The sequence below is a fragment of the Flagellimonas sp. B-3 genome (genome assembly GCF_056857835.1).
Map to the genome: position 1 here is coordinate 298740 of NZ_JBSXNW010000024.1, position 25754 is coordinate 324493.

27 protein-coding genes are annotated in these 25754 nt (G+C 42.1%); 20 read left to right on the forward strand and 7 right to left on the reverse strand.

What is annotated here, in order from left to right; all coding sequences use genetic code 11:
* The first annotated feature begins 98 nt into the window (after nucleotides 1-98).
* The 8 genes from AC13CS_RS13805 to AC13CS_RS13840 all read left to right on the forward strand — a co-directional run bounded on the left by AC13CS_RS13805 (nucleotide 99) and on the right by AC13CS_RS13840 (nucleotide 11508).
* Nucleotides 99-1610: a DUF1800 domain-containing protein gene (locus AC13CS_RS13805; protein WP_293166834.1), complete on the forward strand. Its 1512-nt coding sequence runs from the start codon at nucleotides 99-101 to the stop codon at nucleotides 1608-1610.
* A 10-nt stretch (nucleotides 1611-1620) separates the two neighbouring features.
* Nucleotides 1621-3339: a DUF1501 domain-containing protein gene (locus tag AC13CS_RS13810; protein ID WP_293166832.1), complete on the forward strand. Its 1719-nt coding sequence runs from the start codon at nucleotides 1621-1623 to the stop codon at nucleotides 3337-3339.
* A 143-nt stretch (nucleotides 3340-3482) separates the two neighbouring features.
* Complete coding sequence (gene metG / locus AC13CS_RS13815) at nucleotides 3483-5600, forward strand: methionine--tRNA ligase (RefSeq protein ID WP_293166830.1); 2118 nt, start codon at nucleotides 3483-3485, stop codon at nucleotides 5598-5600.
* Between the two features lie 110 nt (nucleotides 5601-5710).
* Nucleotides 5711-7843 carry a Tex family protein gene (locus tag AC13CS_RS13820; RefSeq protein WP_293166828.1) on the forward strand — a complete coding sequence of 711 codons (2133 nt, stop codon included), beginning with the start codon at nucleotides 5711-5713 and terminating at the stop codon, nucleotides 7841-7843.
* Nucleotide 7844: 1 nt separating this feature from the next.
* Nucleotides 7845-8747, forward strand: a complete 903-nt coding sequence (locus tag AC13CS_RS13825; RefSeq protein WP_293166826.1) for a histone deacetylase family protein — start codon at nucleotides 7845-7847, stop codon at nucleotides 8745-8747.
* A gap of 30 nt (nucleotides 8748-8777) precedes the next feature.
* Complete coding sequence (locus AC13CS_RS13830) at nucleotides 8778-9620, forward strand: phosphatase PAP2 family protein (RefSeq protein WP_293166824.1); 843 nt, start codon at nucleotides 8778-8780, stop codon at nucleotides 9618-9620.
* Between the two features lie 83 nt (nucleotides 9621-9703).
* The gene (locus AC13CS_RS13835; RefSeq protein ID WP_293166822.1) at nucleotides 9704-9865 is read left to right on the forward strand and encodes a hypothetical protein; all 162 of its coding nucleotides are present in this window, start codon (nucleotides 9704-9706) and stop codon (nucleotides 9863-9865) included.
* Nucleotides 9866-9954: 89 nt separating this feature from the next.
* Entirely contained in the window at nucleotides 9955-11508 is a 1554-nt protein-coding gene (locus tag AC13CS_RS13840; RefSeq protein WP_293166820.1) for a M20/M25/M40 family metallo-hydrolase, read from the forward strand.
* 166 nt (nucleotides 11509-11674) lie between these two features.
* Here the strand turns inward: AC13CS_RS13840 and AC13CS_RS13845 are convergent, their stop codons facing one another.
* Entirely contained in the window at nucleotides 11675-12079 is a 405-nt protein-coding gene (locus AC13CS_RS13845; protein WP_293166818.1) for a hypothetical protein, read from the reverse strand.
* Between the two features lie 141 nt (nucleotides 12080-12220).
* A complete protein-coding gene (locus AC13CS_RS13850) occupies nucleotides 12221-12553 on the reverse strand; it encodes a single-stranded DNA-binding protein (protein WP_293166816.1) in 333 nt (110 codons plus the stop codon).
* 197 nt (nucleotides 12554-12750) lie between these two features.
* Between AC13CS_RS13850 and AC13CS_RS13855 the strand changes: the two genes are divergently transcribed.
* The 4 genes from AC13CS_RS13855 (at nucleotide 12751) to AC13CS_RS13870 (ending at nucleotide 14943) form a co-directional block, all read left to right on the forward strand.
* Nucleotides 12751-12984, forward strand: coding sequence for a hypothetical protein (locus AC13CS_RS13855; protein ID WP_293166814.1), 234 nt, complete (start codon nucleotides 12751-12753; stop codon nucleotides 12982-12984).
* A gap of 229 nt (nucleotides 12985-13213) precedes the next feature.
* Nucleotides 13214-13708: a Dps family protein gene (locus tag AC13CS_RS13860; RefSeq protein ID WP_293166812.1), complete on the forward strand. Its 495-nt coding sequence runs from the start codon at nucleotides 13214-13216 to the stop codon at nucleotides 13706-13708.
* Between the two features lie 53 nt (nucleotides 13709-13761).
* Nucleotides 13762-14232 (forward strand): hypothetical protein, encoded by a 471-nt coding sequence (locus AC13CS_RS13865; RefSeq protein ID WP_293166810.1) that lies wholly within the window; start codon nucleotides 13762-13764, stop codon nucleotides 14230-14232.
* A gap of 108 nt (nucleotides 14233-14340) precedes the next feature.
* The gene (locus tag AC13CS_RS13870; protein ID WP_293166808.1) at nucleotides 14341-14943 is read left to right on the forward strand and encodes a GNAT family N-acetyltransferase; all 603 of its coding nucleotides are present in this window, start codon (nucleotides 14341-14343) and stop codon (nucleotides 14941-14943) included.
* Here the strand turns inward: AC13CS_RS13870 and AC13CS_RS13875 are convergent.
* Nucleotides 14940-16076 (reverse strand): glycerate kinase family protein, encoded by a 1137-nt coding sequence (locus AC13CS_RS13875; protein ID WP_293166806.1) that lies wholly within the window; start codon nucleotides 16074-16076, stop codon nucleotides 14940-14942. The two genes, AC13CS_RS13870 and AC13CS_RS13875, sit on opposite strands and share 4 nt — an antisense overlap.
* Nucleotides 16077-16199: 123 nt before the next feature.
* Between AC13CS_RS13875 and AC13CS_RS13880 the strand changes: the two genes are divergently transcribed.
* The 4 genes from AC13CS_RS13880 (at nucleotide 16200) to AC13CS_RS13895 (ending at nucleotide 18764) form a co-directional block, all read left to right on the forward strand.
* Nucleotides 16200-16898: an SIMPL domain-containing protein gene (locus AC13CS_RS13880; RefSeq protein WP_163627025.1), complete on the forward strand. Its 699-nt coding sequence runs from the start codon at nucleotides 16200-16202 to the stop codon at nucleotides 16896-16898.
* A 219-nt stretch (nucleotides 16899-17117) separates the two neighbouring features.
* On the forward strand, nucleotides 17118-17606 hold the full coding sequence (locus AC13CS_RS13885) for a DUF6265 family protein (RefSeq protein ID WP_293166802.1): 489 nt from the start codon (nucleotides 17118-17120) through the stop codon (nucleotides 17604-17606).
* 231 nt (nucleotides 17607-17837) lie between these two features.
* Complete coding sequence (locus AC13CS_RS13890) at nucleotides 17838-18401, forward strand: pentapeptide repeat-containing protein (protein WP_482888845.1); 564 nt, start codon at nucleotides 17838-17840, stop codon at nucleotides 18399-18401.
* 9 nt (nucleotides 18402-18410) lie between these two features.
* Complete coding sequence (locus tag AC13CS_RS13895; RefSeq protein ID WP_293166798.1) at nucleotides 18411-18764, forward strand: hypothetical protein; 354 nt, start codon at nucleotides 18411-18413, stop codon at nucleotides 18762-18764.
* A 7-nt stretch (nucleotides 18765-18771) separates the two neighbouring features.
* Here AC13CS_RS13895 and AC13CS_RS13900 read toward each other — a convergent pair whose 3' ends face one another.
* Nucleotides 18772-19242 (reverse strand): CBS domain-containing protein, encoded by a 471-nt coding sequence (locus AC13CS_RS13900; protein ID WP_041801884.1) that lies wholly within the window; start codon nucleotides 19240-19242, stop codon nucleotides 18772-18774.
* Nucleotides 19243-19391: 149 nt separating this feature from the next.
* On the opposite strand from AC13CS_RS13900, the gene AC13CS_RS13905 reads away from it, so the two are divergent.
* The 3 genes from AC13CS_RS13905 (at nucleotide 19392) to AC13CS_RS13915 (ending at nucleotide 23320) form a co-directional block, all read left to right on the forward strand.
* Nucleotides 19392-21635 (forward strand): M28 family peptidase, encoded by a 2244-nt coding sequence (locus tag AC13CS_RS13905; protein ID WP_482888847.1) that lies wholly within the window; start codon nucleotides 19392-19394, stop codon nucleotides 21633-21635.
* A complete protein-coding gene (locus AC13CS_RS13910) occupies nucleotides 21628-22437 on the forward strand; it encodes an SDR family oxidoreductase (RefSeq protein WP_293166792.1) in 810 nt (269 codons plus the stop codon). The genes AC13CS_RS13905 and AC13CS_RS13910 overlap by 8 nt, the downstream gene beginning before the upstream one ends.
* A gap of 181 nt (nucleotides 22438-22618) precedes the next feature.
* A complete protein-coding gene (locus tag AC13CS_RS13915) occupies nucleotides 22619-23320 on the forward strand; it encodes a tetratricopeptide repeat protein (protein ID WP_293166790.1) in 702 nt (233 codons plus the stop codon).
* 1 nt (nucleotide 23321) lies between these two features.
* Here AC13CS_RS13915 and AC13CS_RS13920 read toward each other — a convergent pair whose 3' ends face one another.
* Nucleotides 23322-23822, reverse strand: a complete 501-nt coding sequence (locus AC13CS_RS13920) for a nuclear transport factor 2 family protein (protein WP_293166788.1) — start codon at nucleotides 23820-23822, stop codon at nucleotides 23322-23324.
* Nucleotides 23812-24309, reverse strand: coding sequence for a hypothetical protein (locus tag AC13CS_RS13925; protein ID WP_293166786.1), 498 nt, complete (start codon nucleotides 24307-24309; stop codon nucleotides 23812-23814). Before AC13CS_RS13925 ends, AC13CS_RS13920 begins: the two co-directional genes overlap by 11 nt.
* Before the next feature lie 64 nt (nucleotides 24310-24373).
* On the opposite strand from AC13CS_RS13925, the gene AC13CS_RS13930 reads away from it, so the two are divergent.
* Nucleotides 24374-25315, forward strand: coding sequence for an NAD-dependent epimerase/dehydratase family protein (locus tag AC13CS_RS13930; protein WP_293166784.1), 942 nt, complete (start codon nucleotides 24374-24376; stop codon nucleotides 25313-25315).
* A 4-nt stretch (nucleotides 25316-25319) separates the two neighbouring features.
* On the opposite strand, the gene AC13CS_RS13935 is transcribed toward AC13CS_RS13930, so the two are convergent.
* Nucleotides 25320-25628, reverse strand: coding sequence for a hypothetical protein (locus tag AC13CS_RS13935; RefSeq protein ID WP_293166782.1), 309 nt, complete (start codon nucleotides 25626-25628; stop codon nucleotides 25320-25322).
* Nucleotides 25629-25754 lie beyond the last annotated feature (126 nt).

Below are 25754 nucleotides of genomic sequence, written 5' to 3' on the forward strand. Positions count from 1 at the left end.
TAAGGTTGTACTTTGTTGGCTCAATTGAACCACATCCAACACTAGCATAAGCAATAGTTACCCCCAAACTATGTAACAAATTAACGCCAGACATTGCTATGGAGTACTTTATCAATTGTAATTCCTCAACTTTGGCGCCGTACACTACTCCATTGGATGAGATGCGTGCTGCCCACTTGTACCGAAGGCTTGGTTTTAGTGCCTCCGTACAAACCGTAAATGCCGCTGTGGGGCAATCAGCAAGTGTCCTCGTGGACAACTTGGTGGACCAGGCCCTTAGCTTACCGACCATACCTCCACCTGAATGGGCAGATTGGACCGGTGCCAATTATCCTGAAGATGATGATTTGGCCAGACAACTACGTAGGGCACAAATTGAAGATTTTACCTCCACTTACGGAAACGCTCTTTTGGACAACGATCTCAGAGATCGGATGAGTTTCTTTTGGAGCAACCATTTTGTTACCCAATTGGAAACGTATAATTGTCCTGGCTTTCTTTATTATTATATTCTTTGCTTGCAGCAGAATGCATTGGGCAATTTTAAGAACCTGACCAGTGAGGTTGGGCTCACCAGTGCCATGCTCTACTATTTGGATGGTGCCAGGAACCGTGGTGACAATCCCAACGAGAACTACGCGCGTGAACTTTACGAGCTTTTTACTTTGGGAGAAGGGAATAAGTACACAGAAGAAGATATTATTGAAACCGCTAAGGCACTCTCCGGATATACCGAACGTGGCGAGGAAGGGTGCACACAAGTTACTTTCAATCCAGAGGATTTTAATACAGGGAACAAAACCATATTCGGCCAAACAGGTAATTGGGGGTATGATGACGTCATCGACATCCTCTTCAATCAAAGACCTGATGAAATTGGATGGTTTATCTGCAAAAAACTGTACGAGTTTTTTGTCCATCCCGATGCGACCGGAGAGGAAGGCGGTAATGCCCTTCAAATTATTGATGGTCTGGCCCAGACCTTTATCAGCAATGGCTTCGAAATAGCACCCGTACTCCGTCAATTGTTTAAAAGCCAGCACTTTTTTGATGAAACCGCGATTGGCGTCATCATTAAAAGTCCAGCCGACCTTTATTTCAATTTATTGAAGGAAACCAGCTTCACATACGATGACGGAACGGTTTTAAATATGATCGATGCCTGTTCCTTAGTTGGGCAACGCTTTTTTCAACCGCCTGAAGTGGAAGGTTGGCAACGCGACCGAACATGGATCAATACAAACTTTATTATAGGGCGATGGTTGACAGCGGAAGTATTCTTGGAACGTTTTTTTCAAAACGACCCAGAACAATTTAGAAATTTGGCCATGGATGCTGTTGGCCCAGCTGATAGCAATACAAGCAACCCGGAAATTGTGGTTAGGGCATTGGTAAACAAGTTTACACCTAAGGGACTTTTGACGGATGCTGATTTTGAAAGAGCTATGGATGCCTTCAAAATTGACGATGTTCCGGAAGAATATTACTCCCCCGACTATTTTCCGGGAGGAACAAGCCAATGGATGCTGCAAATGAGTGCAGAATCTCCAACACAGGTGTATATCCTGTTACGTCATTTATCCAGAGAACCCGAATTTCAACTCAAATAACCCCACCACCATGTGCGATAATCACCATACCCACGATACATCTCCCCACAAAGGCCTAGAACACGAAGGCCATGATCTGGAACACAAAAAATGGAGCCGACGTTCCTTTGTCCAAGCATTGGGCATAGCAGGTTCGGGATCCATGTTCTTGGGGAGCCATCTAATTTCGGCTTCCTCACCTTCACCGCTTACCGCTGCAGTTGCTGCCGCGGAAACAGACAATATTTTAATCCTGATCCGTCTATCGGGAGGGAACGACGGACTCAGTACCGTAATCCCTATCCAACAATATGATACTTATGCGAATGCAAGGCCCAACATTTACATCCCAGAGAGCAAGGTCTTAAAACTTACCGACGATTTTGGGGTGCCCACCTACATGAGCGCTCTGGAATCTCTTTGGGGCGACGGACAGTTTAAGGCCGTGCACGGGGTAGGGTACGAAAACCAAAGCCTGTCCCATTTTACCGGTTCCGATATTTTCGCCAATACCGATTTGACCACTACCGGATTCTCTGGAGAAAACACAGGTTGGATGGGCAGGCATTTTGAACATCTTTATGAAGATTATTTGATCAGTCCACCACCAGCTCCCGCAGCCATTCAAATTGGAAACTTGGCGAATATGGTTTTTCAAGGAGAAGAAACCAATTATGCTTTTGTGACCAACAATGTAGATCAGTTGGAACAGATTGCTGAGACCGGTGCTTTTTACGATATCGAAAATGCTCCGTTTGATAATTGTATGTATGGCGACCAATTGCGGTTTCTCCGTGGTGTTGCCAATACTACATACGAGTATGCAGGTACGATTCACGATGCCTACATGAGAGGTCAGAACCAAGTAGAATATCAAGATAATGGCTTTGCAAGGCAATTGGCGCTCTTAGCACGTTTGATCAAAGGGAATTTGGGCACCAAGGTCTACATGATTTCCTTGGGAGGCTTTGACACCCACGGTAATCAACCCATAGTGCACGAGCGTTTGATGTCCAACCTATCCGTGGCCATCAACAATTTCTACGAAGATCTTGCATTCACAGAGCAAGATGATAACGTACTAAGTATGACCTTCTCCGAGTTTGGCCGTAGGATTTTCGAAAATGGTTCCAACGGCACCGATCATGGAAAGGCCGCCCCTACCCTGTTCTTTGGTTCAGGATTGAGCGGTAGTGCTTTTGTTGGCGAACACCCTTCGCTGGATGAACCCAACAATCGCGGCAATTTGGAATACACAATGGACTTTAGGAACCTTTACGGAACCGTATTGGCCGAATGGCTCTGTGTTCCAAGGGAATCCGTGGAACAACATTTACTGGGTCATCCCTACCAAGCTATCGATCTAGGCTTCAACTGCAGTGGCGAGGAATTTGATGATATTGCCATGGACAATGATCCACCAATATTACCGGATACACCACCAAGTCAAGATTCCTTGGATCCCAATGTTGATGTTTTGGATACCATTGCACATGCAGCAGTGTATCCAGCAACATCTCCACGGAACCCACATATTCATTTGGAAATGCCCGTAGCTGCCCATGTGGATATTGAGCTCTTCAATATTTTGGGACAACGGGTGGGAACCTTGTTCAACGAAATGATGCTGGAAGGTGCCGTGGACATCAACATTCGGGAACGCATGCGTGACAGTCTATCCACAGGAAAATACATTTACAGAATTTCTGTAGGTGATAAAAAAATGAGCAAATCAGTAATGATTTCTTAAAAAATCGGGACACTTTGTTGTCCATTTTTCGGAGCCCTTCGGTAATGCGCCCCTCACCCCAAATAGGGTAGCATTTTCGGAGGGTTCCTTTTTTATGTCTATCCCGTTAAAATCAGTATTTTTGGGCCTAATTTGAATTATACATGACTCAAAATACATCCCCTTCAAGGTACACCATTACTGCAGCACTGCCTTACACCAACGGCCCCATTCATATTGGGCACTTGGCCGGTGTTTATGTTCCTGCGGACATCTACACCCGTTATTTACGGTTAAAAGGAAACGACGTAGCCTTTGTCTGTGGTAGCGACGAGCATGGTGTGGCCATTTCCATGAAGGCTAAAAAAGAGGGTGTCACCCCAAAAGAAATTATAGACAAGTACCACAACATCATCAAAAAATCCTTTGCTGATTTTGGTATTTCCTTTGATAATTATTCCAGGACCTCGGCACAAGTTCACCACGAAACTGCTTCTGAGTTTTTCAAAAAAATGTACGAGCAAGGTGATTTTATCGAACAAGAAACCGAACAATTGTATGATGATGAGGCCAAGCAGTTTTTGGCAGACAGGTTCGTAATTGGAACTTGTCCCAAATGTGGACACGAAGAAGCTTATGGCGATCAGTGCGAAAATTGTGGATCATCGCTGAATGCTACCGACCTCATCAATCCAAAATCCACCATAACCGGAACGGTTCCCTCCTTAAAAAAGACCAAACATTGGTTTTTACCTCTAGATCGGTACGATGATTTTTTGAAGGAATGGATCATTAAAGACCATAAAGCCGACTGGAAACCCAATGTGTATGGTCAATGTAAATCTTGGATAGATGAAGGGTTGAAACCGCGTGCCGTGACCCGTGACTTGGACTGGGGCATTCCCGTTCCCGTTGAAGGCGGCGAGGGAAAAGTACTCTATGTGTGGTTTGATGCGCCCATCGGCTATATTTCTTCCACAAAAGAATGGGCCGAACGCGAAGGAAAAGATTGGGAGCCTTACTGGAAAGACAAGGACACCAAATTGGTTCATTTTATCGGCAAGGACAATATTGTGTTCCACTGTATCATCTTCCCGTGCATGTTAAAGGCCCATGGCGATTTTGTATTACCGGACAATGTTCCTGCCAATGAGTTTTTAAACCTTGAAGGAAACAAACTATCCACCTCTAAAAACTGGGCAGTTTGGTTGCACGAGTATTTGGAAGAGTTCCCAGATATGCAGGATGTGCTTCGATATGCTCTAACAGCAAATGCACCCGAAACCAAGGACAACGACTTTACTTGGAAAGATTTTCAATCGAGGAACAACAATGAACTCGTGGCCATTTTTGGCAATTTCGTGAACCGGGTCGCAGTTTTGACACATAAATATTACGGAGGTGAAGTTCCAGCTCCATCAGACTTCACCGATATTGACAAGCAGGCTTTGACTGATTTGAGGGAATACCCAAAAATCCTTTCCAGTTCCTTGGAGCGCTACCGTTTCCGCGAAGGAAGTCAAGAATTGATGAACTTGGCGCGATTGGGCAACAAATACTTGGCAGACCAAGAACCTTGGAAACTCATAAAAACGGATGAAGAGCGTGTTAAGACCATTATGTACGTAGCACTTCAAATTGCAACGGGATTGGCAGTACTTAGCGAGCCCTTTTTGCCGTTTACTTCGGAAAAATTAAAGGGCATTCTAAATGTCAGGTCGAGCGCCCGCCTACCGGACGGGCAGGCAGTCGAGACCGATTGGGATAGTGTTGCCACAGCTGAAACATTACTTCCCGCTGGGCACCAACTCAACCCCAGCGAACTGCTCTTCCGTAAAATCGAGGACAAGGAAATTCAACAACAATTGGACAAACTGGAAGCCACCAAAAAAGCCAATGCTTCGACTACGCTCAGCACAGGCCCAATGGACAAAGAAATAGCCCCGCAAAAAGACACCATCACTTTTGATGATTTCTCCAAATTGGATGTGCGTGTGGGAACCATTATCGAAGCTGAAAAAATGCCAAAGGCCGACAAGCTCTTGGTATTGAAAGTGGACACAGGTTTGGACACCCGAACCATTGTCTCCGGAATTGCCAACAGCTTTAAACCTGAAGACATTGTGGGCAAAAAAGTAACCGTTTTGGTAAATCTTGCTCCCAGAAAATTACGTGGTGTAGAGAGTCAGGGTATGATTTTGATGACGGAGAACAAGGAAGGGAAAATAGTTTTTCTCAATCCGGATGAGGATGGGGTTGATAATGGGGAGGCTATAAGTTAATTCATATCCAAAGGAACTGTCAGGTCGATCGCAGTCGAGACCCACTTTAAAAAATTTGGATTGTAAGACTTCTCGACTGCGCTCGAAGTGACAACTACTAAATAAACATAATGCAACTTGTCCCCTACATAATCCGCCATACCAATCTTTCAGAAAAGAGTGTGGAGAACACCGTGGCACTTTTGAACCAAGATTGTACCGTTCCCTTTATTTCAAGGTATCGAAAGGAACTTACGGGCAATTTGGATGAAGTTCAGATTGGTTCCATTGTGGAGTACAAAGCCCAGTTTGAAGCGCTGGAAAAAAGAAAAGCAGCCATCATCAAAGCGGTAACGGAGCAAGATGCGCTAACTCCTGAACTGGAAGCGAAATTTTTGAACTGTGCCGACCTGACCAGTTTGGAAGACCTTTATCTTCCCTTCAAAAAAAGCAAAAAGACCAAAGCCGAAACCGCACGAAAAAATGGTTTGGAGCCATTGGCCAAAATCATTATGGCACAACGTAGCGATGAAATCGAGTTTATCGCTTCCAAATATTTGAGCAAGGATGTCGTTAACGAAGATGATGCGTTGGAAGGAGCTCGACACATCATTTCCGAATGGATCAATGAACGTACCGACATCCGAAATCAGCTGCGTGGTCAGTTGGAGCGCCATGCCTTGATTACGACCAAAGTCATCAAAACCAAAAAAGAGGACGAGAAAGCTCAGAAATTCCGAGATTATTTTGATTGGAGCGAACCCTTGAGCCGCTGCCCCTCGCACCGTTTTTTAGCCATTATGCGGGCTGAAAAGGAAGGTTTTATCCGAGTAAAAATTGAAATAGATGACGAAAGAGCGCTTCAAAATATGGAACGGCGCTTGATCAAAACCAATAATGCGTGTGCGGAACAAATCGAATTGGCCATAGCGGATGCTTACAAACGACTTTTGTTGCCATCCTTGTCCAATGAACTATTAAAAACTGCCAAAGAAAAAGCGGATGCTTCGGCGATTCAGGTTTTCTCCAAAAATCTGAAGCAACTATTGCTCGGTGCCCCACTTGGTGAAAAACGCATCTTGGCTATTGACCCTGGTTTTAGAACGGGCTGCAAAGTGGTTTGTTTGGATGAACAGGGCGATTTAAAGCACAACGAAACCATTTATCCCCATCCACCACAGCGCGATAGTTCTGGAGCCATCAAAAAAATAAGTTCGTTGGTAGATGCTTATAAAATTGAGGCCATTGCCATAGGCAACGGAACTGCATCCCGAGAAACCGAGCAGTTGGTAAAGCGGGTTCCGTTCAAGAAACCGATTGAAGTCTTTATCGTAAGCGAGGCTGGAGCGTCCATTTACTCTGCTTCCAAAATTGCCCGCGACGAATTCCCGAATTATGACGTTACGGTACGGGGAGCCGTTTCCATTGGTCGCCGTTTGGCCGATCCCTTGGCCGAATTGGTGAAAATTGATGCCAAGTCCATTGGTGTGGGGCAATATCAGCATGATGTAGACCAAACCCAATTGAAAACATCATTGGACACCGTAGTAGAAAGCTGTGTAAACTCCGTTGGAGTCAACATTAACACGGCGAGTGTTCCCTTATTAAGCTATGTTTCCGGCATTGGACCGAAATTGGCGGAGAACATTGTAGCTTACCGAAATGAAAATGGCAAGTTCAAAAATAGGGAGCAGATTAAAAAAGTAGCACGTTTAGGCGGTAAGGCCTTTGAGCAGAGTGCAGGGTTTTTGCGTATCAAAAATGGTGATAATCCTTTGGATGATTCCGCCGTACATCCAGAAAGCTATGGTTTGGTGGAAAAAATGGCCAAGAACCAAGGTGTCTCACTCAAAGAAATCGTAGGGAACAAATCGGCCCTGCAAGGTATCGACCTAAAATCCTATTGTACGGACACTATAGGTATGCCCACTTTGGAGGATATTCTGAAAGAATTGGAAAAACCGGGCTTAGATCTTAGAGAGAAGGCCAAGGTCTTCACTTTTAACCAAAACATCAAGGAGATTACTGACTTGCGACAAGAGCAATTGTTACCGGGGATTGTCAACAACATTACCAATTTTGGTTGTTTTGTTGATATTGGGATCAAGGAAAGCGGTCTTATCCACATTTCCAACCTTTCCGATTCTTTTGTGAAAGATGTGAACGAACATGTGAGCCTTCATCAGCAAGTGGTGGTGAAAGTTTTGGATGTGGATGTCCAAAGAAAACGCATACAATTGGCTTTGCATAAACAAGGTGCTTAAAATGCTCAAAATAGCCTATCACCCCATTTACAAGCATCCGTTGCCCGAGGGTCATCGATTTCCAATGATCAAATATGAATTGTTGCCCCAACAATTGCTTTATGAAGGCACCTGTTCCGAAGAAAATTTCTTTGAACCTTCCATACCCGAAGACCATCATATTTTGGCGGCACATGATGAAGTTTATTTTAAGGATTTGATGGATTTGAACCTCTCCAAAAGCGCTGTCCGCAAGATTGGTTTTCCATTAAGTGATGAACTTGTTATGAGAGAACGAATCATTGCTGACGGCACAATAAAGGGATGTGAATTTGCGCTGGAACATGGTATTGCCATGAACATTGCCGGAGGAACACACCATGCTTATTCCGATAGAGGCGAAGCCTTTTGCATGCTGAACGATCAAGCGATTGGCGCTCGATACCTTTTGAATAATGAACTAGCTAAAAGGATATTGATCGTAGACTTGGATGTTCACCAAGGCAATGGAACCGCGGAAATATTTAAGACAGACCATTCTGTTTTTTCGTTTTCCATGCATGGCAACGGCAATTATCCTTTCAAAAAGGAGATTTCTGATTTGGATATTCCTTTGGAAAAAGGCACAACGGACCAAGAGTATTTGTCCATCTTACAAAATACGCTCCCCGAATTGTTGGAACAAGTACAACCTGATTTTATTTTTTACCTCTGTGGGGTGGATGTTTTGGAATCAGATAAACTGGGCACCCTGTCCATGACTTTGGAAGGTTGCAAGGAACGAGATCGCTTTGTGCTTCAAACCTGTTACGATGCCAAAATTCCCGTGCAATGCAGTATGGGCGGCGGTTACTCGCCGGACATCAAAATAATAGTAGAAGCGCATGCCAACACTTTTCGTCTTGCCCAAGATATTTATGAGTAATTTTACCGACCACTTTTGCTTTATAACCTCATGAAACTTTTAAAATATCTCGCCTTCTTTTTATTGACCATCAGCATGACGGGTCAAGAACTTCAATCCAACAAAGAAAAAAACCTTTGGAACAATTTCACCTACGATGTTGGAAACATATTTGGGGGTGTAGGCTATTCCTATTCCCGACCATTCCATTGGAAAGGGAACGACTGGGCCAATTTTGGATATTTAACCGGAGGTACTTTGCTTCTGTTTACGGTGGACGATGAGCTCAATAGATGGAAAAATGGTTTTAATCAGGATATTCCAGATGCAATTATGGATTATGGACACGAGTACGGCAGTCCAGAAAACAACTATATGCTCACAGGAGGTGTTTATCTTGCAGGCCTATTTACCAAAAATGAAAAATTGAGGCGAACCGGTGTTCTTCTAATTTCCTCAGCTACGGCCGGAGGTTTTTTACAGCAAGTGAGCAAACGAATCATTGGTAGGGCTCGACCTAAAAGCGGAGCAGGTTCGACGACATTCGACCCGCTACATTTGGATAGGGTATACGATTACGACTCATTTCCTTCGGGCCATGCGATGTTGGCATTCAGTAATGCTTATGCCATCGCCAAACAATTTAAAAGCCCTTGGGTCAAGGGTGGACTTTATGCGGTAGGTATGATTCCCGGTTTGGTTCGGGTAATGGATGACTTCCATTGGGTTTCCGATGTAGCCTTTAGTACGGTGTTGAGTATTTTTATTGTGGAGTCCATAGACAAATACCTGGATTCCAAATACGATGAAAAGTACAATGATGGCAAACCCAAAAATGTGAGTTGGAACCTGTCGTTTGGCCCCAACACTCTGGGTGTTTCGCTTCATTTTTAATCCATTAGGCTGTACAATTGTGTTAATTTTTTATTTAGATTGATTTAAAATAATTACTTTCGCATCCTATTTCGTTGCTATTCATGGGAAAGAAAAAGGACAAAAAGAAACTCAAAAAAGCTAAGCTTAGAGAATTGCCGCCAACTGGCAAGGTAAAATCCAAGTGCTGCGAAAAATACAAGAAAAGCGAAAAAAAGCGCTGCAAAAAGTGTCCTTGCTTTGATTTGATGAAAAAAGTTGCATAGTCCCTTTCAGGACAATTTACCCATTTAAACCCCGTAACCAAACGTATTGGTTTCTTTATTTGTCCTATTTTTATGGCAAACTAGAAACCATGATCAAAAAAATCTCCCTTTTATTTGCCATGCTCCTGGCATCCAGCCTATCCATGTTGGCACAGGACAAGGATGCAGTCATTGAAGCCATAATTCAAGAAGCCAACGAAAACTCTCAATTGGAAACCCTTGGTCATGAACTTATGGATGGTATTGGCCCTCGGTTGGTGGGTACGCCACAAATGAAAAATGCTCACGATTGGGCCGTTGCCAAATACGAAAGTTGGGGAATTCCCGCACGTAACGAACAATGGGGAGAGTGGAAAGGTTGGGAACGTGGAATAAGCCATATTGATATGGTACACCCCAGAGTCCAAAGCCTAAGAGGTACCCAATTGGCCTGGAGCCCCAGTACCCCCAAAAAAGGGGTAACCGCAGAATTGGTGGTTTTACCGACCGTATCCGACTCTTTGGAATTTGTGAATTGGTTGCCGAACGTAAAAGGGAAGCTGGTAATGATTTCCATGCCACAACCCACGGGAAGACCCGATTATAACTGGGAAGAATTTGCTACGGAGAAGTCTTTTGAAAAGATGAAAAAGGAGCGTGATGAGCAAACCGACGCTTGGAACCAAAATCTGGGAAATACTGGACTTAACAGACGCACCCTTCCTGTTGCATTGGAGGAAGCGGGTGCCGTAGGCATTGTTGCTTCTTACTGGTCCAGAGGGTTTGGGGTAAACAAAATATTTGGGGCTTATACCAAGGAAATCCCAACCGTAGATTTGGAATTGGAAGATTACGGCATGTTGTATCGATTGGTGGAATCCGGGCAAAAGCCTCAACTTCATATTGTGGCAGAGTCCAAGGAATTGGGCAAGGTACCCACATTCAATACCATTGCGGAAATTAAAGGTTCCGAAAAACCTGATGAATATGTGATTTTATCCGCCCATTTTGATTCTTGGGACGGGGGAACCGGTGCTACCGATAACGGAACGGGAACATTGGTGATGATGGAAGCCATGCGTATTTTGAAAAAAGCCTATCCAAACCCAAAACGAACTATTCTTGTGGGACATTGGGGCAGCGAGGAACAAGGCCTGAACGGCTCAAGGGCCTTTGTTGAGGACAACCCGGAGATTGTTGATGGTGTCCAAGCCGTTTTTAACCAAGATAATGGAACAGGTAGAGTGGTCCGAATTTCTGGTGGTGGGTTTTTACACGCTTATGATTATTTAGGAAAGTGGCTGCATGAAGTGCCGGGAGAAATCACGGATGAGATCGAAACAACTTTCCCTGGAACACCTGCCCGCGGCGGTTCTGACTATGCTTCTTTCCAAGCAGCAGGGGCACCCGCCTTTAGTTTGAGTTCTTTAAGCTGGTCCTACTGGAACTACACTTGGCATACTAACCGGGACACCTATGACAAGATTATTTTTGATGACGTTCGAAACAACGCTATCCTTACGGCCATTCTCGCTTATATGGCCAGCGAGCATCCCGAGAAAACATCTAGAGAAAAAGCGGTGCTACCCATTAGCAACAGAACAGGCGAACAATTGGAGTGGCCCACACCTCGTTCACCCGAACGTGATGGTGGTCAGAATTAAAGAAAGGTATTTATAAAAAAAGAGGTCTAAAAAGTATTAAGACACGTCATTCTGAATTTATTTCATAATCTCATCAATGCTGATAAGCAAATTATTATGAGAACCTGAAACAAGTTCAGGTTGACGGAAATCTACCTCTTTTAATTAACCAACCAAGAATGCACATTTAAAAAATTCTTGGGGAAGCTATTTGGACTATTTCACCAGTGGCTTCTTTTGATAAGCTTTGATTGTCTTTATAGGTAAGGTAGAAACTTGCTTGTTGGTAATAGTAATCACTATGTGTACATTGATTTTCACAAAATTCGGCATGTTTGGAATAGGCCGACCTTTTTGCTTTCATGTAAATATGATAGGCCTTACTATTCTGGGTCTTTAAACCCTTTTCATAGCGTACTTGGTCGTACCAAAAGTCCTTTTCGTCTTCTACATTGTAAAACACTGCCGATTGCTCGTTTTGAGCATCTTTCCGAGCCTGTTTTTCATAAAAGGAAACTGTGTCGTCCTGTGCCATAACCACGGTCGCCAGACCCAATGCAAACAGTACTGTAAGTAGCGTTGTTATCCTCATTAAAATACGTTTTAAAAGTTACTTTACTCATTTACTAAAGTTCTGGCGTTTGGTTATGTAACAACTCAAAATGCATTTACCCTAACATAAAAACAAAAAAGGGGCCATTACCCCTTTTAAGTCGTTGTGGATTGTTTTAACTTACTTTCCAAGCATCAACAATTCGTTGCATTTAATTTCGGTAATGTATCTTTTTTCACCATCGTTGGTTTCGTAAGAGCGATTTGTGAGTTTACCCTCTATCATTACTTCTTTGCCTTTGGATAGAAAATCCTCGGTTATTTCTGCCAATTTGCCCCAAGCTACTATGTTATGCCATTGTGTATCCGTTACTTTTTCGCCTTTCGCATTCTTGTAGGATTCATTGGTGGCTATTGAAAACTTGGCCAATTTGGTTCCATTTTCCAAGGTGATGATCTCTGGGTCGTTTCCTAAGTTACCAATCAATTGTACTTTGTTTCTAAGTGAATTCATAATAGTAAGATTTAAAGTTTTAAAATTGTTTATCGAACCCTCATTGTCCGACGAGGCAAACATAGAATCACTTCAAAACTTCATTCGGTTTGTACTCATTTGTTTTCGTTTGTAAACGTATGCAAATAATTACACTTAATTACATGTGACTTAGTTCCGGTTTTAGTGTCAAAAAAATAACCAAAAACCCCAACCCAATGTCAATTCGAAGTATCGATAAATATGCTGTGATTAAAAGATTCAGTCTAGGTAAAATGTTATACGATGAATTGGATACCATCTACATCCAAGAACTCGACCCCGTAAATAAGGAGCCCCAAAAAGTATTTAACGGAGAAAAGGAATACATTACCGACATATCTTCGGATATATATGAATCACTTTGCAAAGGTTTTATTGAAAGAGAGAATGACCAAAACAACTCCCAATAGACGTTAAATTAAGTTAAACACTTGACTTACTGATCTATACATGTATCTTGTTTAAAGAAGTCATGATTATAATTTCTGCCAATAATCATAGCAATAGAGGTATGAATTAGGCTTATTTACCCTTTAAAAGTCATTCAAAAACCTATTGCATCAAGAATTACATCATTCCCATCAATCTTCCCGGATACTGACTTGTACTTTTATACTAAACAAATCAAAAACATATTATATGGAAGCTATTAAAGCAAAAAATAAAACTTTTAAAAAATTGGGATTCACTTATTTGGAAACCGCAGAAATTGTTGTTAGCCTAAACACATTATTGGCCAACTATCAGGTATTCTACAATAAGCTCAGAAACTTTCATTGGAACATTGAAGGACCTGATTTTTTTGAACTCCACGAGGAGTTTGAAAACGAATACAACACGGTTAAGGAAAACATTGACATCATAGCGGAAAGAATCCGGGTATTCGGTGTAAAAAGCAACTTCACCCTAAAGAAAACCATGGAACTCTCCAAAATCAAAGAACAGGACAAAAACCTATCTGCCTTGGAAATGGTGAGGGAAGTGATGCACGACTACGAAATCTTGCACGACAGTATGCTGGACGGCCTAAATGCAGCCCTTGAAACTGGCGATGTTGTTACAGAAAACATGTTGACCGAGTTTATGACCGAGCTGGAGAAAAGACACTGGATGTTCACATCTTACTTAAAGTAAGAGATAAACAATTTATCCAGAAAACTGATTTACTAATCACAAAAAACAACACTATGAAAAAGTTACTCACTATACTATCATTTACAACCCTGACCGCATTTGCGGGATATGGTCAAAACCAAAATTCCGGGGTCATGAAGGCCACCACACAACTTAAAACCTTTACCCTATCCGAAGACGGAAAAGAAAAGCAATACAGCGTAAAGGTGATGGAACGCAGAAAATACGGAATGGCACTGGACAATAAGGATAGAGGTATGGTCAATCAAGATAGAAAACTATCCTCCCCTTTTGTTACCAAATTGGTAGCTATTGACAGTGATTCCGATAAAAACTACGACGATTATATGGTGCTGAAATATAAAGGTACCGAGAACAATGATTTTGAAGTAGTGCAGACCGACAAAGGGTTTGATATTAATGTAGATGACAAAACCATGCATTACGATGTATTGGAAAGTAATTATATGGTGAACAAGAAGAACAAAAACTTCTTTATTATAGACGAATTTGAATCGGAATAGTTGATATAATTTCGTTTTTTGATTGATGATAAAGCCAGGGTTTTCCCTGGCTTTTTCTTTGTTTAAATCGATGGATTAAAACTTATATTTGGGGTTTAATTTCAACCTATGGATTCTTGGTTACGTCCCATACAATTGGAAGGCGAATTGGTAAAGCTTGTCCCCCTGCAGAAATCGCAGAAAGTGGATTTGGCCTTTGCCGCATCGGACGGAAAACTTTGGGAACTTTGGTACACCTCCGTCCCTTCTCCCAAAACCATAGATTCCTATTTGGATATGGCACTTTCCGAACAAGAAAAGGGAAACGCTTTGCCCTTTGCCATTATCAACAAAAGAACCAATACCATTGTGGGGAGCACCCGCTTTTTGAATATTGATGAAAAAAACAAACGAGTAGAGATCGGAGCAACCTGGTACGCCAAGAAAGTACAGCGAACGGGTATAAATACCGAGTGCAAGTACCTTTTGCTAAAATATGCCTTCGAAAATTTGAACTGCATTGCCGTGGAGTTCCGCACCCACTACCATAACTTTCCATCGAGAAATGCGATACTGCGTTTGGGAGCCAAACAAGATGGTATTTTAAGAAACCATCGTGTTGATGAATTTGGAAACCTTCGGGACACCGTGGTATTTTCCATCTTGAACAGCGAATGGAAGACCGTTAAGACCTCCTTGGAGTACAAAATGAAGAAAAGGTGTTTGAGCTAGTCTTTACTCAGCTTCACCAAGTGGGCAAAATTGTAACTGGCCAGCTCTAGATTTTCGGCAGTCTTCGCCTTCGCATCATCCAAGTTGCCTATTTGATTGAGAATGGAAACGGCATAATCCAGTCCCATTTGTTGCATTTCGTCAATGGAAACATCAATGGAACCACAGAAGGCCGCAATAGGTACATTTCTTTTTTTGGCGGATTGCACTACCCCATTTATGGTTTTTCCCGAAAAAGTCTGCCCATCCAACTGTCCCTCTCCAGTAATTACCCAATCGGCACCTTGCAGCACCTCATCAAAATTGGCGAGTTCCATCACCAAATCAACACCAGACGCCAGTTCGGCATTCAAAAAAACCACGGCGCCCCCTCCTACGCCGCCAGCTGCACCAGCACCAGCAATTTCTTGTACATCAATAGCAAAAGTAGACCGCAGCACCTTGGCAAAGCTTTGCAGTCCTTTGTCCAAAAACGCCAACTCTTCCTCCGAAGCACCTTTTTGCGCCCCATAAATTTTGGCGGCCCCATTTTCACCATAAAAAGGATTGTTCACATCACAGGCCACTTGAATTTTAGCATCGGACAACTTCGGGTTCACATGTTCTCGGTCAATCTTTGCCACATCCCTCAAATGCTTACCAATGGGTTCCAATTCATTTCCATCAGCATCCAAAAAAGAATAGCCCAAAGCCTTGGCCATTCCCATACCTCCATCGTTGGTGGCACTACCGCCAATACCCAAAACAATATTTTTGGCTCCTTGTTCCAAAGCGTCAGCAATCATATCACCAGTACCCAAGGTTGTGGTGTGCATGCAGTTCATTTCGGATTTATCAAGCAATTTATAGCCCGATGCTTCGGACATTTCGATGAAAGCTGTTTGTTTGTCCTCCGAAAGCAAATACTGTGTGGTAACTTCCCGAAAAAGTGGGTCTTTTACTGTTACGAATACTTTTGAAGCATTCAGATAGTCCGCCACAACATCAATGGTACCATCGCCACCATCGGCCAAAGGCCTATTTATGGTTTCCGCATTCGGAAAAACTTTTTTGATGCCACGGGCAACGATTTCACAAAATTCGCGTCCTGTTAACGAACCCTTATATTTATCGGGTGCCAAAATAAATTTCATACCCACAATGTACTCAAGTTAATTGAGTTAACCCATACATTTTTATGGATTGTCTCATCATTAACAGTACGGCACAGGTTTTGAACATAAGGGAGAAGTATTTAACTTTAATAAAATTACATCATGAAAAAGACTATAATCTTTGTAGCAACAGCTTTAATTACTATGACAACCTTTGCCCAATCCAAAAACTTTTTGGACACTCCCTATCTGGAAACCTCTTCGCAAGTGGACACCTTGGTGACCCCGGATAAAATCTATCTGAACATCATTATACAAGAAAAAGACACCAAGGGACGTGTTTCCGTTGAGGAACAGGAAAACCAAATGGCACAGCGCTTTAAGGCCATGGGCATAGATTTGGACGAGCAACTCGTGATCAAGGATATGGGCAGTAACTTCAAAAAATATTTCTTGCGCCAAAAAGAGGTGCTAAAAAGCAAGCAATACTCATTGGTAGTGTATTCTGGAAAAGAATTGGGCGAAGTAATGGTGGCTTTGGAACAATTGGACATCGCCAACACCAATATTGAAAAAACAGAGTACTCCAAAATGGACGAGCTGGAGCTGGAACTACGAACAAAGGCCGTAAAAAAAGCTATGCAAAAAGCTGAAGCCCTAACAAAACCATTGGGTCAAAAAGTGGGAATGGCCATTCATATTGCCGACAACTCGCAGTATTATCCTCGATACAACCAAGCCCCGATGATGGAAATGAAAGCCGTTTCCGCAGATATGGGCCAAGCACAACCCTTGGACATCGATTTTGAAAAAATAAGGGTAGAGACCACTGTAAACGTAAAATTCGCCCTGTCCAATTAAACTACCTTAGCCTAAAGAGCGAAGGGTTTTAAATCGCTTAAAGGCAACTAAAAAGTCCTCCCCTAACCCCTGGGGAGAATAGTTCCTCCCCTTTGGGGAGGTTAGGTGGGGACAAAACGTGATATAAGAACAAACTTAAGTCGTCGGCTTAAGGCAAGGGATTTACCCCTAAATTGATACATTAACAACAAAAATATTCATCAATCAAAAAAACCAATCATGAAATCAATCGCACTTATTTTTATGTTCAGCGCAGGACTTGTTTCCGCGCAACAAACCATGCATCTGCCCGAAGGCGGATCATCGCCCAAAGCTAATCTCAAAGATGTTTCTTGGATTGAAGGCCACTGGCAAGGGGAAGCCTTTGGAGGTATTGCCGAAGAAATTTGGAGTGCGCCCATGGGCAATTCCATGATGTTTGTGTTCCGAATGGTGAATAACGGCAAAGTCTCCTTTTATGAATCGGGACACATTCAGCAATTGGACAATTCCCTCATTCTTCAATTTAAACACTTTGATGGCAATATGAAAGGTTGGGAAGAAAAGGACGAAACCATCGATTTTAAGTTGGTTAAATTGGAACCTAACAAAGTATATTTTGAAGGACTCACCATGGAAAAGATAAGTGACAACCAGATGAATGTTTGGGTCCTTATTGAAGAGGATGGCAATGAAGAAGAAATTCTTTTTGCCTATAAGAGAAAGTAATAATTGATGCTCGAACAAACACCACTATGGATTTAAAATCCATAATTTTCAAAAGAATGGAATTCTTTGTTGCATCTGGTGCGATGTCCTCCCTTAATCCCCCAAAGAAAGCAAACTTCTCCCCTTTGGGGAGACCGGAGAGAGGACTATTTATAAAAACTAAAGTAACTGCAATGAAACCTGACTCCCGTCAGGCAAGTTTGAAGGGGTTTAACTTTAACTAGATAATAAATGATTTGTACCGATCAGGAGTTTATAAAACAGCATTATACGCAAACTAAATTGCCCAAGGGCGATTACGAAAATTGCCGTTTTGTGAACTGCCTGTTCTCCAAGGGTTTTTTGGACAACCAGAACTTTGTGGAATGCACTTTTGAAGGCTGTGATTTTACCAACACCAACATTTCCCACACCATTTTTAACGATGTTACCTTTGAGGAATGCAAAATGGTAGGTCTTCAATTTGAGACCTGTAACCAACTTTTGTTATCACTTAATTTTGTGGGCTGCAATTTATCCGTGGCGTCATTTATCGGAATGCATCTGCCCGGCATCCAATTCAATGATTGCAAACTCCATCAAACCGACTTTTCCGAGGCCAACTTAAAACAGGCCAAATTCCCCAATTGTGATTTTGACAACTCAATATTTAACAACACAAATCTTGAGCAAGCTGATTTTACCTCAGCCCTAAATTTTAACATAGATCCGTCCATCAACCAGCTAAGGAAAACCCGTTTCAGCAGAGATGGATTGATCGGTTTATTAAAAAAGTATGATATTGTGGTGACCTAATCTTATCCTATGCCTGAAAGAAAATGCTTGGTTTGCGGTGAAAAGCTTATAGGCCGCATCGACCAAAAATACTGTTCCGACCATTGTAGAAACGACTACAACAACCGATTGAACCGAGATAGCAAGAACTTGGTGCGCAACATTAACAACAAACTTCGCAAAAACTACAGGATATTGGATAGCTTTCCACTACGCGACGGTAAGACCAAGACCACTAAAATGCGATTGCTGGACAAAGGTTTTGATTTTGAATATATAACCAACCTTTACACTACCAAAAAGGGAAGTACCTACTATTTTGTATATGATTTAGGGTACTTGCCACTTGATAATGATTATTACATGATCGTGAAAAGAGAGTAAACCCCTGTTATTTCCAACTATGGGAAGTTAGTTTTAAGGCCGCAATCACAATATCCTTTCGGCTGATCTGCCCCACAAGAATATCGTTCTTCATTACGGGTAATCTACGCCTGTTGTGCCTGTCAAAAACACCTGCTGCGTCAAAAATGGACATATCGTGCGGAATGGTCTCCACATTTTTGGTCATAAAACGCTCAACGCTCTTATCCAAAATAGGTTGATTAAAGTATCTGCTCTCCGAAATTTGCTTCATACAATCCGCCTCGGAAATAATACCTACCAAAAAACCATTGTTGTCCACAACCGGACCACCGGAAATATGGTGTTTGGCAAAAGTCTCCATCACTTCCAAAATGGATTGGTCCGGAGAAAAGGTGATCAATTTTTTGGTCATATAATCCTCCACCAAAATTGGGGCATTGTACTTTTTCTTGTTCTCCTCCTTGCTTCGAACGCCTTGAAAGCTTTTGATTGCCATATGGTTAGATTTTAAAGTTAAATAATAAATATAGACTTTTTTAGCGAATAACCTAATTTTACCTGTCAAAATGTAAGAACCTTTCATAATTTCATACATTTAAGATTTAACAACACTAAGCCATGAAATTTTCCAGAACCCTTGCTCTAATGCTACTAATTTTTGCCGTGTATTGGAGTTTTAAATCCTTAATGCCTTCCTATAAACCCGATAAGGAGATTTCTTTACGATCCTTTTCCACGGATAGGGCCTTGACCCATGTAGAGCAGCTATCCAAAGAACCCCATGCCGTTGGTTTTCCAGGACATAAAACAGCCAAAAGCTACATTATTTCCGAATTGAAAAAAATGGGCTTGGAGATCATTACGCAAGAAGGCTATACCGCAGGTGATTGGGGCAACTTGAGCAGGGCTACCAATATTTTGGCCAGAATCGAAGGGAGTGGAAATGGAAAAGCATTGCTTTTATTGTCGCATTACGATAGCAGTCCACATTCTTCCTACGGAGCTAGTGATGCCGGTAGTGGTGTCGCTACGATTTTGGAAGGTATCCGGGCATTTTTGAACGAAAATAAGGTTCCCAAGAACGATATCATCATATTAATAACCGATGCCGAGGAGCTTGGGCTTAATGGAGCCGACCTTTTTGTAAACAAGCACCCTTGGGCCAAAGATGTGGGACTCGCCCTAAATTTTGAAGCCCGGGGCAGTGGCGGTCCGAGCTACATGCTTATTGAAACCAACAGGGGCAACGGTTCTTTAATAAAAGAGTTTAAAAAAGCCAATCCCAAGTATCCCGTGGCAAATTCGCTGGCCTATAGCATTTACAAAATGCTCCCTAACGATACGGACCTTACCGTTTTTAGGGAAGATGGCGATATCGAAGGTTTCAACTTTGCGTTTATTGATGACCATTTTGATTATCATACCGCTTTGGACAATTACGAAAGATTGGACAGGAATACCTTGGCACACCAAGGCAGTTATTTAATGCCCCTGCTCACCTATTTTAGTGATGCCGACCTGAACAACCTAAAAAGTTTGAACGACGAAGTTTACTATAACCTCCCCTTCTACAACATGGTCTCCTACCCTTTTGAATGGATTTGGCCCATGTTCGGTGTTGCAGTCCTGGCATTTGTCCTGTTGCTTTTTTCAGGGTTCAAAAAAAAGAAACTCAATACCAAGGATATTTTTAAGGGGTTTGTACCCGTACTGATCACCTTAATAGTCAACGGACTGGTAGGCTATTTTTGTTGGTCCGTAATTACTTGGTGGTATCCAGGTTTTAAGGACATGCTGCATGGCTTTACCTATAACGGCCATACCTACATTGCCGTTTATGTTATGTTTTCTCTATTTGTTTGCTTTTACACCTATCATAAGTTCCGAAAAACCAGTACGCCCAATTTATTGGTGGCACCCCTGTTTATTTGGTTGCTTATCTGCGGATTGGTAGCCCAATATTTAAAAGGTGCCAGCTTTTTTATTGTTCCCCTGTTCGGATTGTTGGCAGGACTTCTTGTGACCATCCATCAAGAAAAACCCAATCCGTTCCTAATGGTGTTTTTGGCATTGCCCGCAGTGCTCATTTATTCGCCATTCATCAAAATGTTCCCTGTTGGCCTTGGTTTAAAAATGATGGTTGCCACAACCCTTTTTACAACACTTCTATTTTTCTTGGTACTTCCATTTTTTGGTCAATTAAAAAGTAAAGGAAGGTTGGCATATTTATTTTTGTTCCTCTTTTTCGCTTTTGGCATTTCCAGCCATATTCAATCCGATTTTAACGAGGAAAGACCAAAACCGAGCAGTCTGTTGTATGTTTACAATGCAGATACCGATTCTACCCAATGGGCGACTTATGATAATGTATTGACTGATTGGAACGGCCAGTTTTTGGGGGATGATAAAAGAAAGCCCAATACTGAGACTATTTCCAGTAAGTACCGTACAAATTTGAACTATGTGGCCGACGCACCAAAGAAAAATATCAAAACTCCTTACATTGATACTGTAATGGACACCATTATTGGGGAAAACAGGGTCATTGAGCTCTGTATTACCCCAAAAAGAGATGTAAATCGCCTTGAGGTATTTACAAATCCAATTGATATAACGTCTGCCAAAGTGAACCGGATTGCATTATCCTCCTATTTCTTGGAGAACAGAAAAAGTAGATTGGTGACACACTATATTACCAACAATGATTTCACGGAATTACAACTGGAATTTCCAAAAGATTCCGTTTTGGAGCTCACTTTGTATGAAGCCTCCAATAACCTTTTAACACATCCTGATTTTAGCATCCCGGAGCGGCCAAAAAACAGTATTCCCATGCCTTTTGTACTAAATGATGCTATATTGACCATAAAAACCTTACGATTTGACTAAAAAGATAGGAATAATGGGTTGTGGATGGCTTGGTTTGCCCTTGGCCAAAAAATTGATTGAAAATGGGTACACCGTACACGGAACCACTACATCTTCCAGTAAATTAAAAGTTTTACAAGATGAGGGAATAACTCCTTTTTCAGTACGTTTATCCGAAACAGGTATCGATGGAGACATCGAAGGGTTTCTTTCCGACATCAAAACCTTAATCATCAATGTGCCACCCAAACTACGGGGCAAGCATACCGAAAGCTTTGTGGAAAAGATGAAATTCCTGATGGCAGAAATCAAAAAAAGTGAAGTTTCCCATATCCTATTTGTGAGCAGTACCGCGGTTTACGGCAATGCTGAAGGAAAGATTACCGAAGCATCCCCTACCCAACCTACCACCGAATCGGGCAAACAACTTTTGGAGAGCGAAAACCTATTGGCAAATCAAGAGGGGTTTAACACGACCATCATCCGTTTTGGAGGCCTCATCGGACCTGACCGACACCCTGTAACGATGCTTTCGGGCAAAGAACAACTTACCAATGGCAATCACCCCATCAACCTAATTCATCTCAACGATTGTATTCACTTGATTATTAAAATTTTGGAACAAGGATATTGGGGCGAAGTATTCAACGGCGTGTACCCGCATCATCCCAAAAAACAAGTGTATTATTTCGAAGAAGCCCAAAAAAGAGGTTTGCCCGCTCCATCATACAAAACAGAATCGATCAAAAAAGAAGGCAAAATGGTTTTGAGCAAGAATTTTTTGGATAAGGGCCATCTTTTTACCACCTCCATCATTTCCTAAAAGGGCTCTAAAACCCCTGCAATTACTTATCGAATTCTTAACAGGCTGGTTAGGAATATTTTGTTAGATTTGGCGCACTAAATTAAAGATCAATGAAACATCCATAACGGAAATTTAGTAACTAGTGGAATGATTATATGGATGTTACATGTGACCATTGGAAAACAACAAAAATAAACACATGAAAAAGACTGTACTCTTATTGCTCCTATTGGTGGGGTTTAGCGGTATTTCCCAAACCAACAATGCGCTTGTAGAACATTACAAGGCTTATTACAAAGAAATGCGTTTGCAGGGTGACGTAAACGGTGTTATAGGTGCTTTGACGCACCTAAACGTATTGTCCCCGTCCAAAGAGCGAAGAGACACTTTGGCTTTTGTTTATATGAACAACGGTCAGCACATGCAGGCCCTAAACACCATAGGTGTGGAAAAAAATGCAGACGACTCCGACCTTGCCGTACAAATCAAGGCTTTTTCTTTGAAATCTTTGAATCAGCCCAAAAGGGCATTGGAACATTTTGAGGAGCTGAATTCACGAAATCCTTCTCCTTACTTGGCGTATGAAATGGCCGACCTTAAAATTCAAACAGGGGATATAAGTGGAGCGACCACCAACATTGAATATGGTATTGCCAATGCCACCGATGAAATGAAATATGCCTTTTATGAGCGGCAACAACCTTATGAGGTTCCCCTAAAAGCTGCATTTTATCATTTAAAAGGTTTGGCTGTCTTTAACAAAGACAGGGAAAACATTGATGCCGCCATCGCTTCCATCGACGAGGCCCTTAAAATTGCACCTAACTTTAACTTGGCAAGTTTGAGCAAGCAGGCTTTGGAATCCAGAAAAAAAGAAGCTGCCGAGGGAACCAAGAACTAAGTTATTGCTTCTTTTTTAGTTCTTTAAGAAGTTCGTTATCCCTTTTTTCTTTGATTTGGATGAGTTCGTCCACATTTTCATTGGGCACTGCAATCGACAATACATAATGGACAATTTTCCATTGTCCATTTACTTTTTTCAGCGCTCCGGAGCCGCGACATAGCTTCATTTGGGTGTCCAAAAGTTCATCGAACCAAGCAAAGGTCCCCGATTCGTTTAAATAAATGTTGCGCTGCACTGCGGTAAAGCTCCAGGCCTTCCCCTGATCAAAATAAGGTTTAGAGAATTTTCTAAATGCTTCGTTTTGCCAATTTTCCATGGCATCGGTTCCCAAAAAAACACCGTCTTTGGTCATTTTGCCAAAATAGGCATCAAAATCTGCGTTGGCAGCGGCCAAGTGCCAGCTGTCCAACACCTCGTTCACCTTTTTCTTTTCCGTATTCTGGGCGAGGATGGTCATGGAAACCAGCAACAGTCCCATTGTTAAAATTTTATGCTTCATCCAAAATCAATTTTTTGTCCAACTGACTGTTCATGATCACGTTCAACTGTTTGCGCATAGCGTTGTATGCTTCCAATACTTTTACAGTTGGCTCTGTTGTTGGCTGATTTTCGAGAATACTTGCCTTTGTTTTATACAAAAAAGTACGCAGTACCCTTTGTCTGCTCTTCACTTGAAAGGTATCGAACAGTTCTGGGTATTTTCCATCGGCCATTTTTTTCTCCTTTTCGATAAGGTCGTCTATGGCCAGGGACAAATCTTCGTTGTTCGTGGCTTTATAAAGCACATCAATACTGGCATTCAAATCCTTGAATTGCTGCCATTGTTCAACAATTGCTGTTGCATCTGGGTTTATACTCACTTTTTCGGGCATTTTTCGATAATTGAACTCCAATTCTTGGCTTTCAACTTCGGCTATGGCCTTTTCAGTTTTTTTACATGCCCCCAAAACTGAGAATAGGATAAGTATGCCTAACAATTTTCGCATAAGCGAATGTACAAATTTTAATAAAGGGTATCTTTGCCGTGAAACTAAATTAACTTTGATTTTAATGCACAAACCCATTTTAATAATCGGCGCATGTGGCCAAATAGGAACCGAACTGACCTTTGAACTTCGAAACAAATACGGAGCTGAAAATGTGATTGCCAGCGATATTAGGGAAGGTAGCAACGCATTGATGCAGTCCGGCCCTTTTGAGCTTTTGGATGCTACCAACTATGCTGCAATCGAGGATGTGGTAATGCATTACGAAATTGACGAGGTTTATTTAATGGCGGCCATGCTGAGCGCTACCGCGGAGAAATTTCCGATGCGTGCTTGGAACCTTAACATGAACTCGCTCTTTAATGTGCTCAACTTGGCCAAGGAAAAGAAAATATCCAAGGTGTTCTGGCCTTCGAGCATCGCAGTATTTGGCCCCAATACACCCAAAAAAGATACGCCACAGAGTACTATAATGGAGCCTAGCACGGTTTATGGCATCAGCAAGCAGTCCGGTGAGAGATGGTGCGAGTACTACCACAAAAAATATGGGGTCGATGTTAGGAGTGTTCGCTACCCAGGATTGATAAGCTGGAAAACCATGCCAGGTGGAGGCACTACGGACTATGCTGTGGAAATTTACCACGAAGCCCTTAACAAAGGAACGTACGAGTGTTTTTTGAACGGAGATACCGAACTTCCGATGATGTACATGGACGATGCCATAAGGGCCACCATAAGTTTAATGGATAGTCCTTCGGAAAAAATTAAGGTGCGATCATCCTATAATTTAGGGGGAATGAGTTTTACGCCCAAGGATATGACAAAAAGTATTGAAAAGCACATCCCTGGTTTCAAAGTTAGTTATGCACCCGATTTTAGGCAAGAAATTGCCGATTCTTGGCCCAGCAGCATTGATGATTCTGCCGCAAGAGAACAATGGGGCTGGGAACCACGGTTCAATTTGGACCAGACCACCAATGAAATGCTTAAAAATCTAAAAGAATAAGAGGTTATTCCTCTTCGGAATCTGAAAAGTCCTCATCGCCCTCAGGGATTTTTTCAAAATCCTCCGAATCAAAATCCTCGCCATCATCTTCGTCAAAGTCGGCCATGGTCCGCTCCAATTTGGAACTGATCTTTACGAGGTATTTGGTATCCTGAGTGGATACTTCTACGGCTTCTATGGATTCTCCTTTTAAGTTCTTGAAGTTGATTACATCATCGTCCCCATATCCATCGGGGTATTTTTCCACCAAAAGCTTGAGCACCTCCGAGGTCAATTTTTTATAGTCTACAATTACGCGTTTGAGGTTATCCATGATGCTGTGGTTACTTCTTGCCCTAAGTTAGAACAAATGTGATTGCATTGAAAAATTATAAAAAAAATCTTGGGTTGTCAAAATTGAAATGATTTTATCGACCAAATATGGTGTAAACCTGAAGAT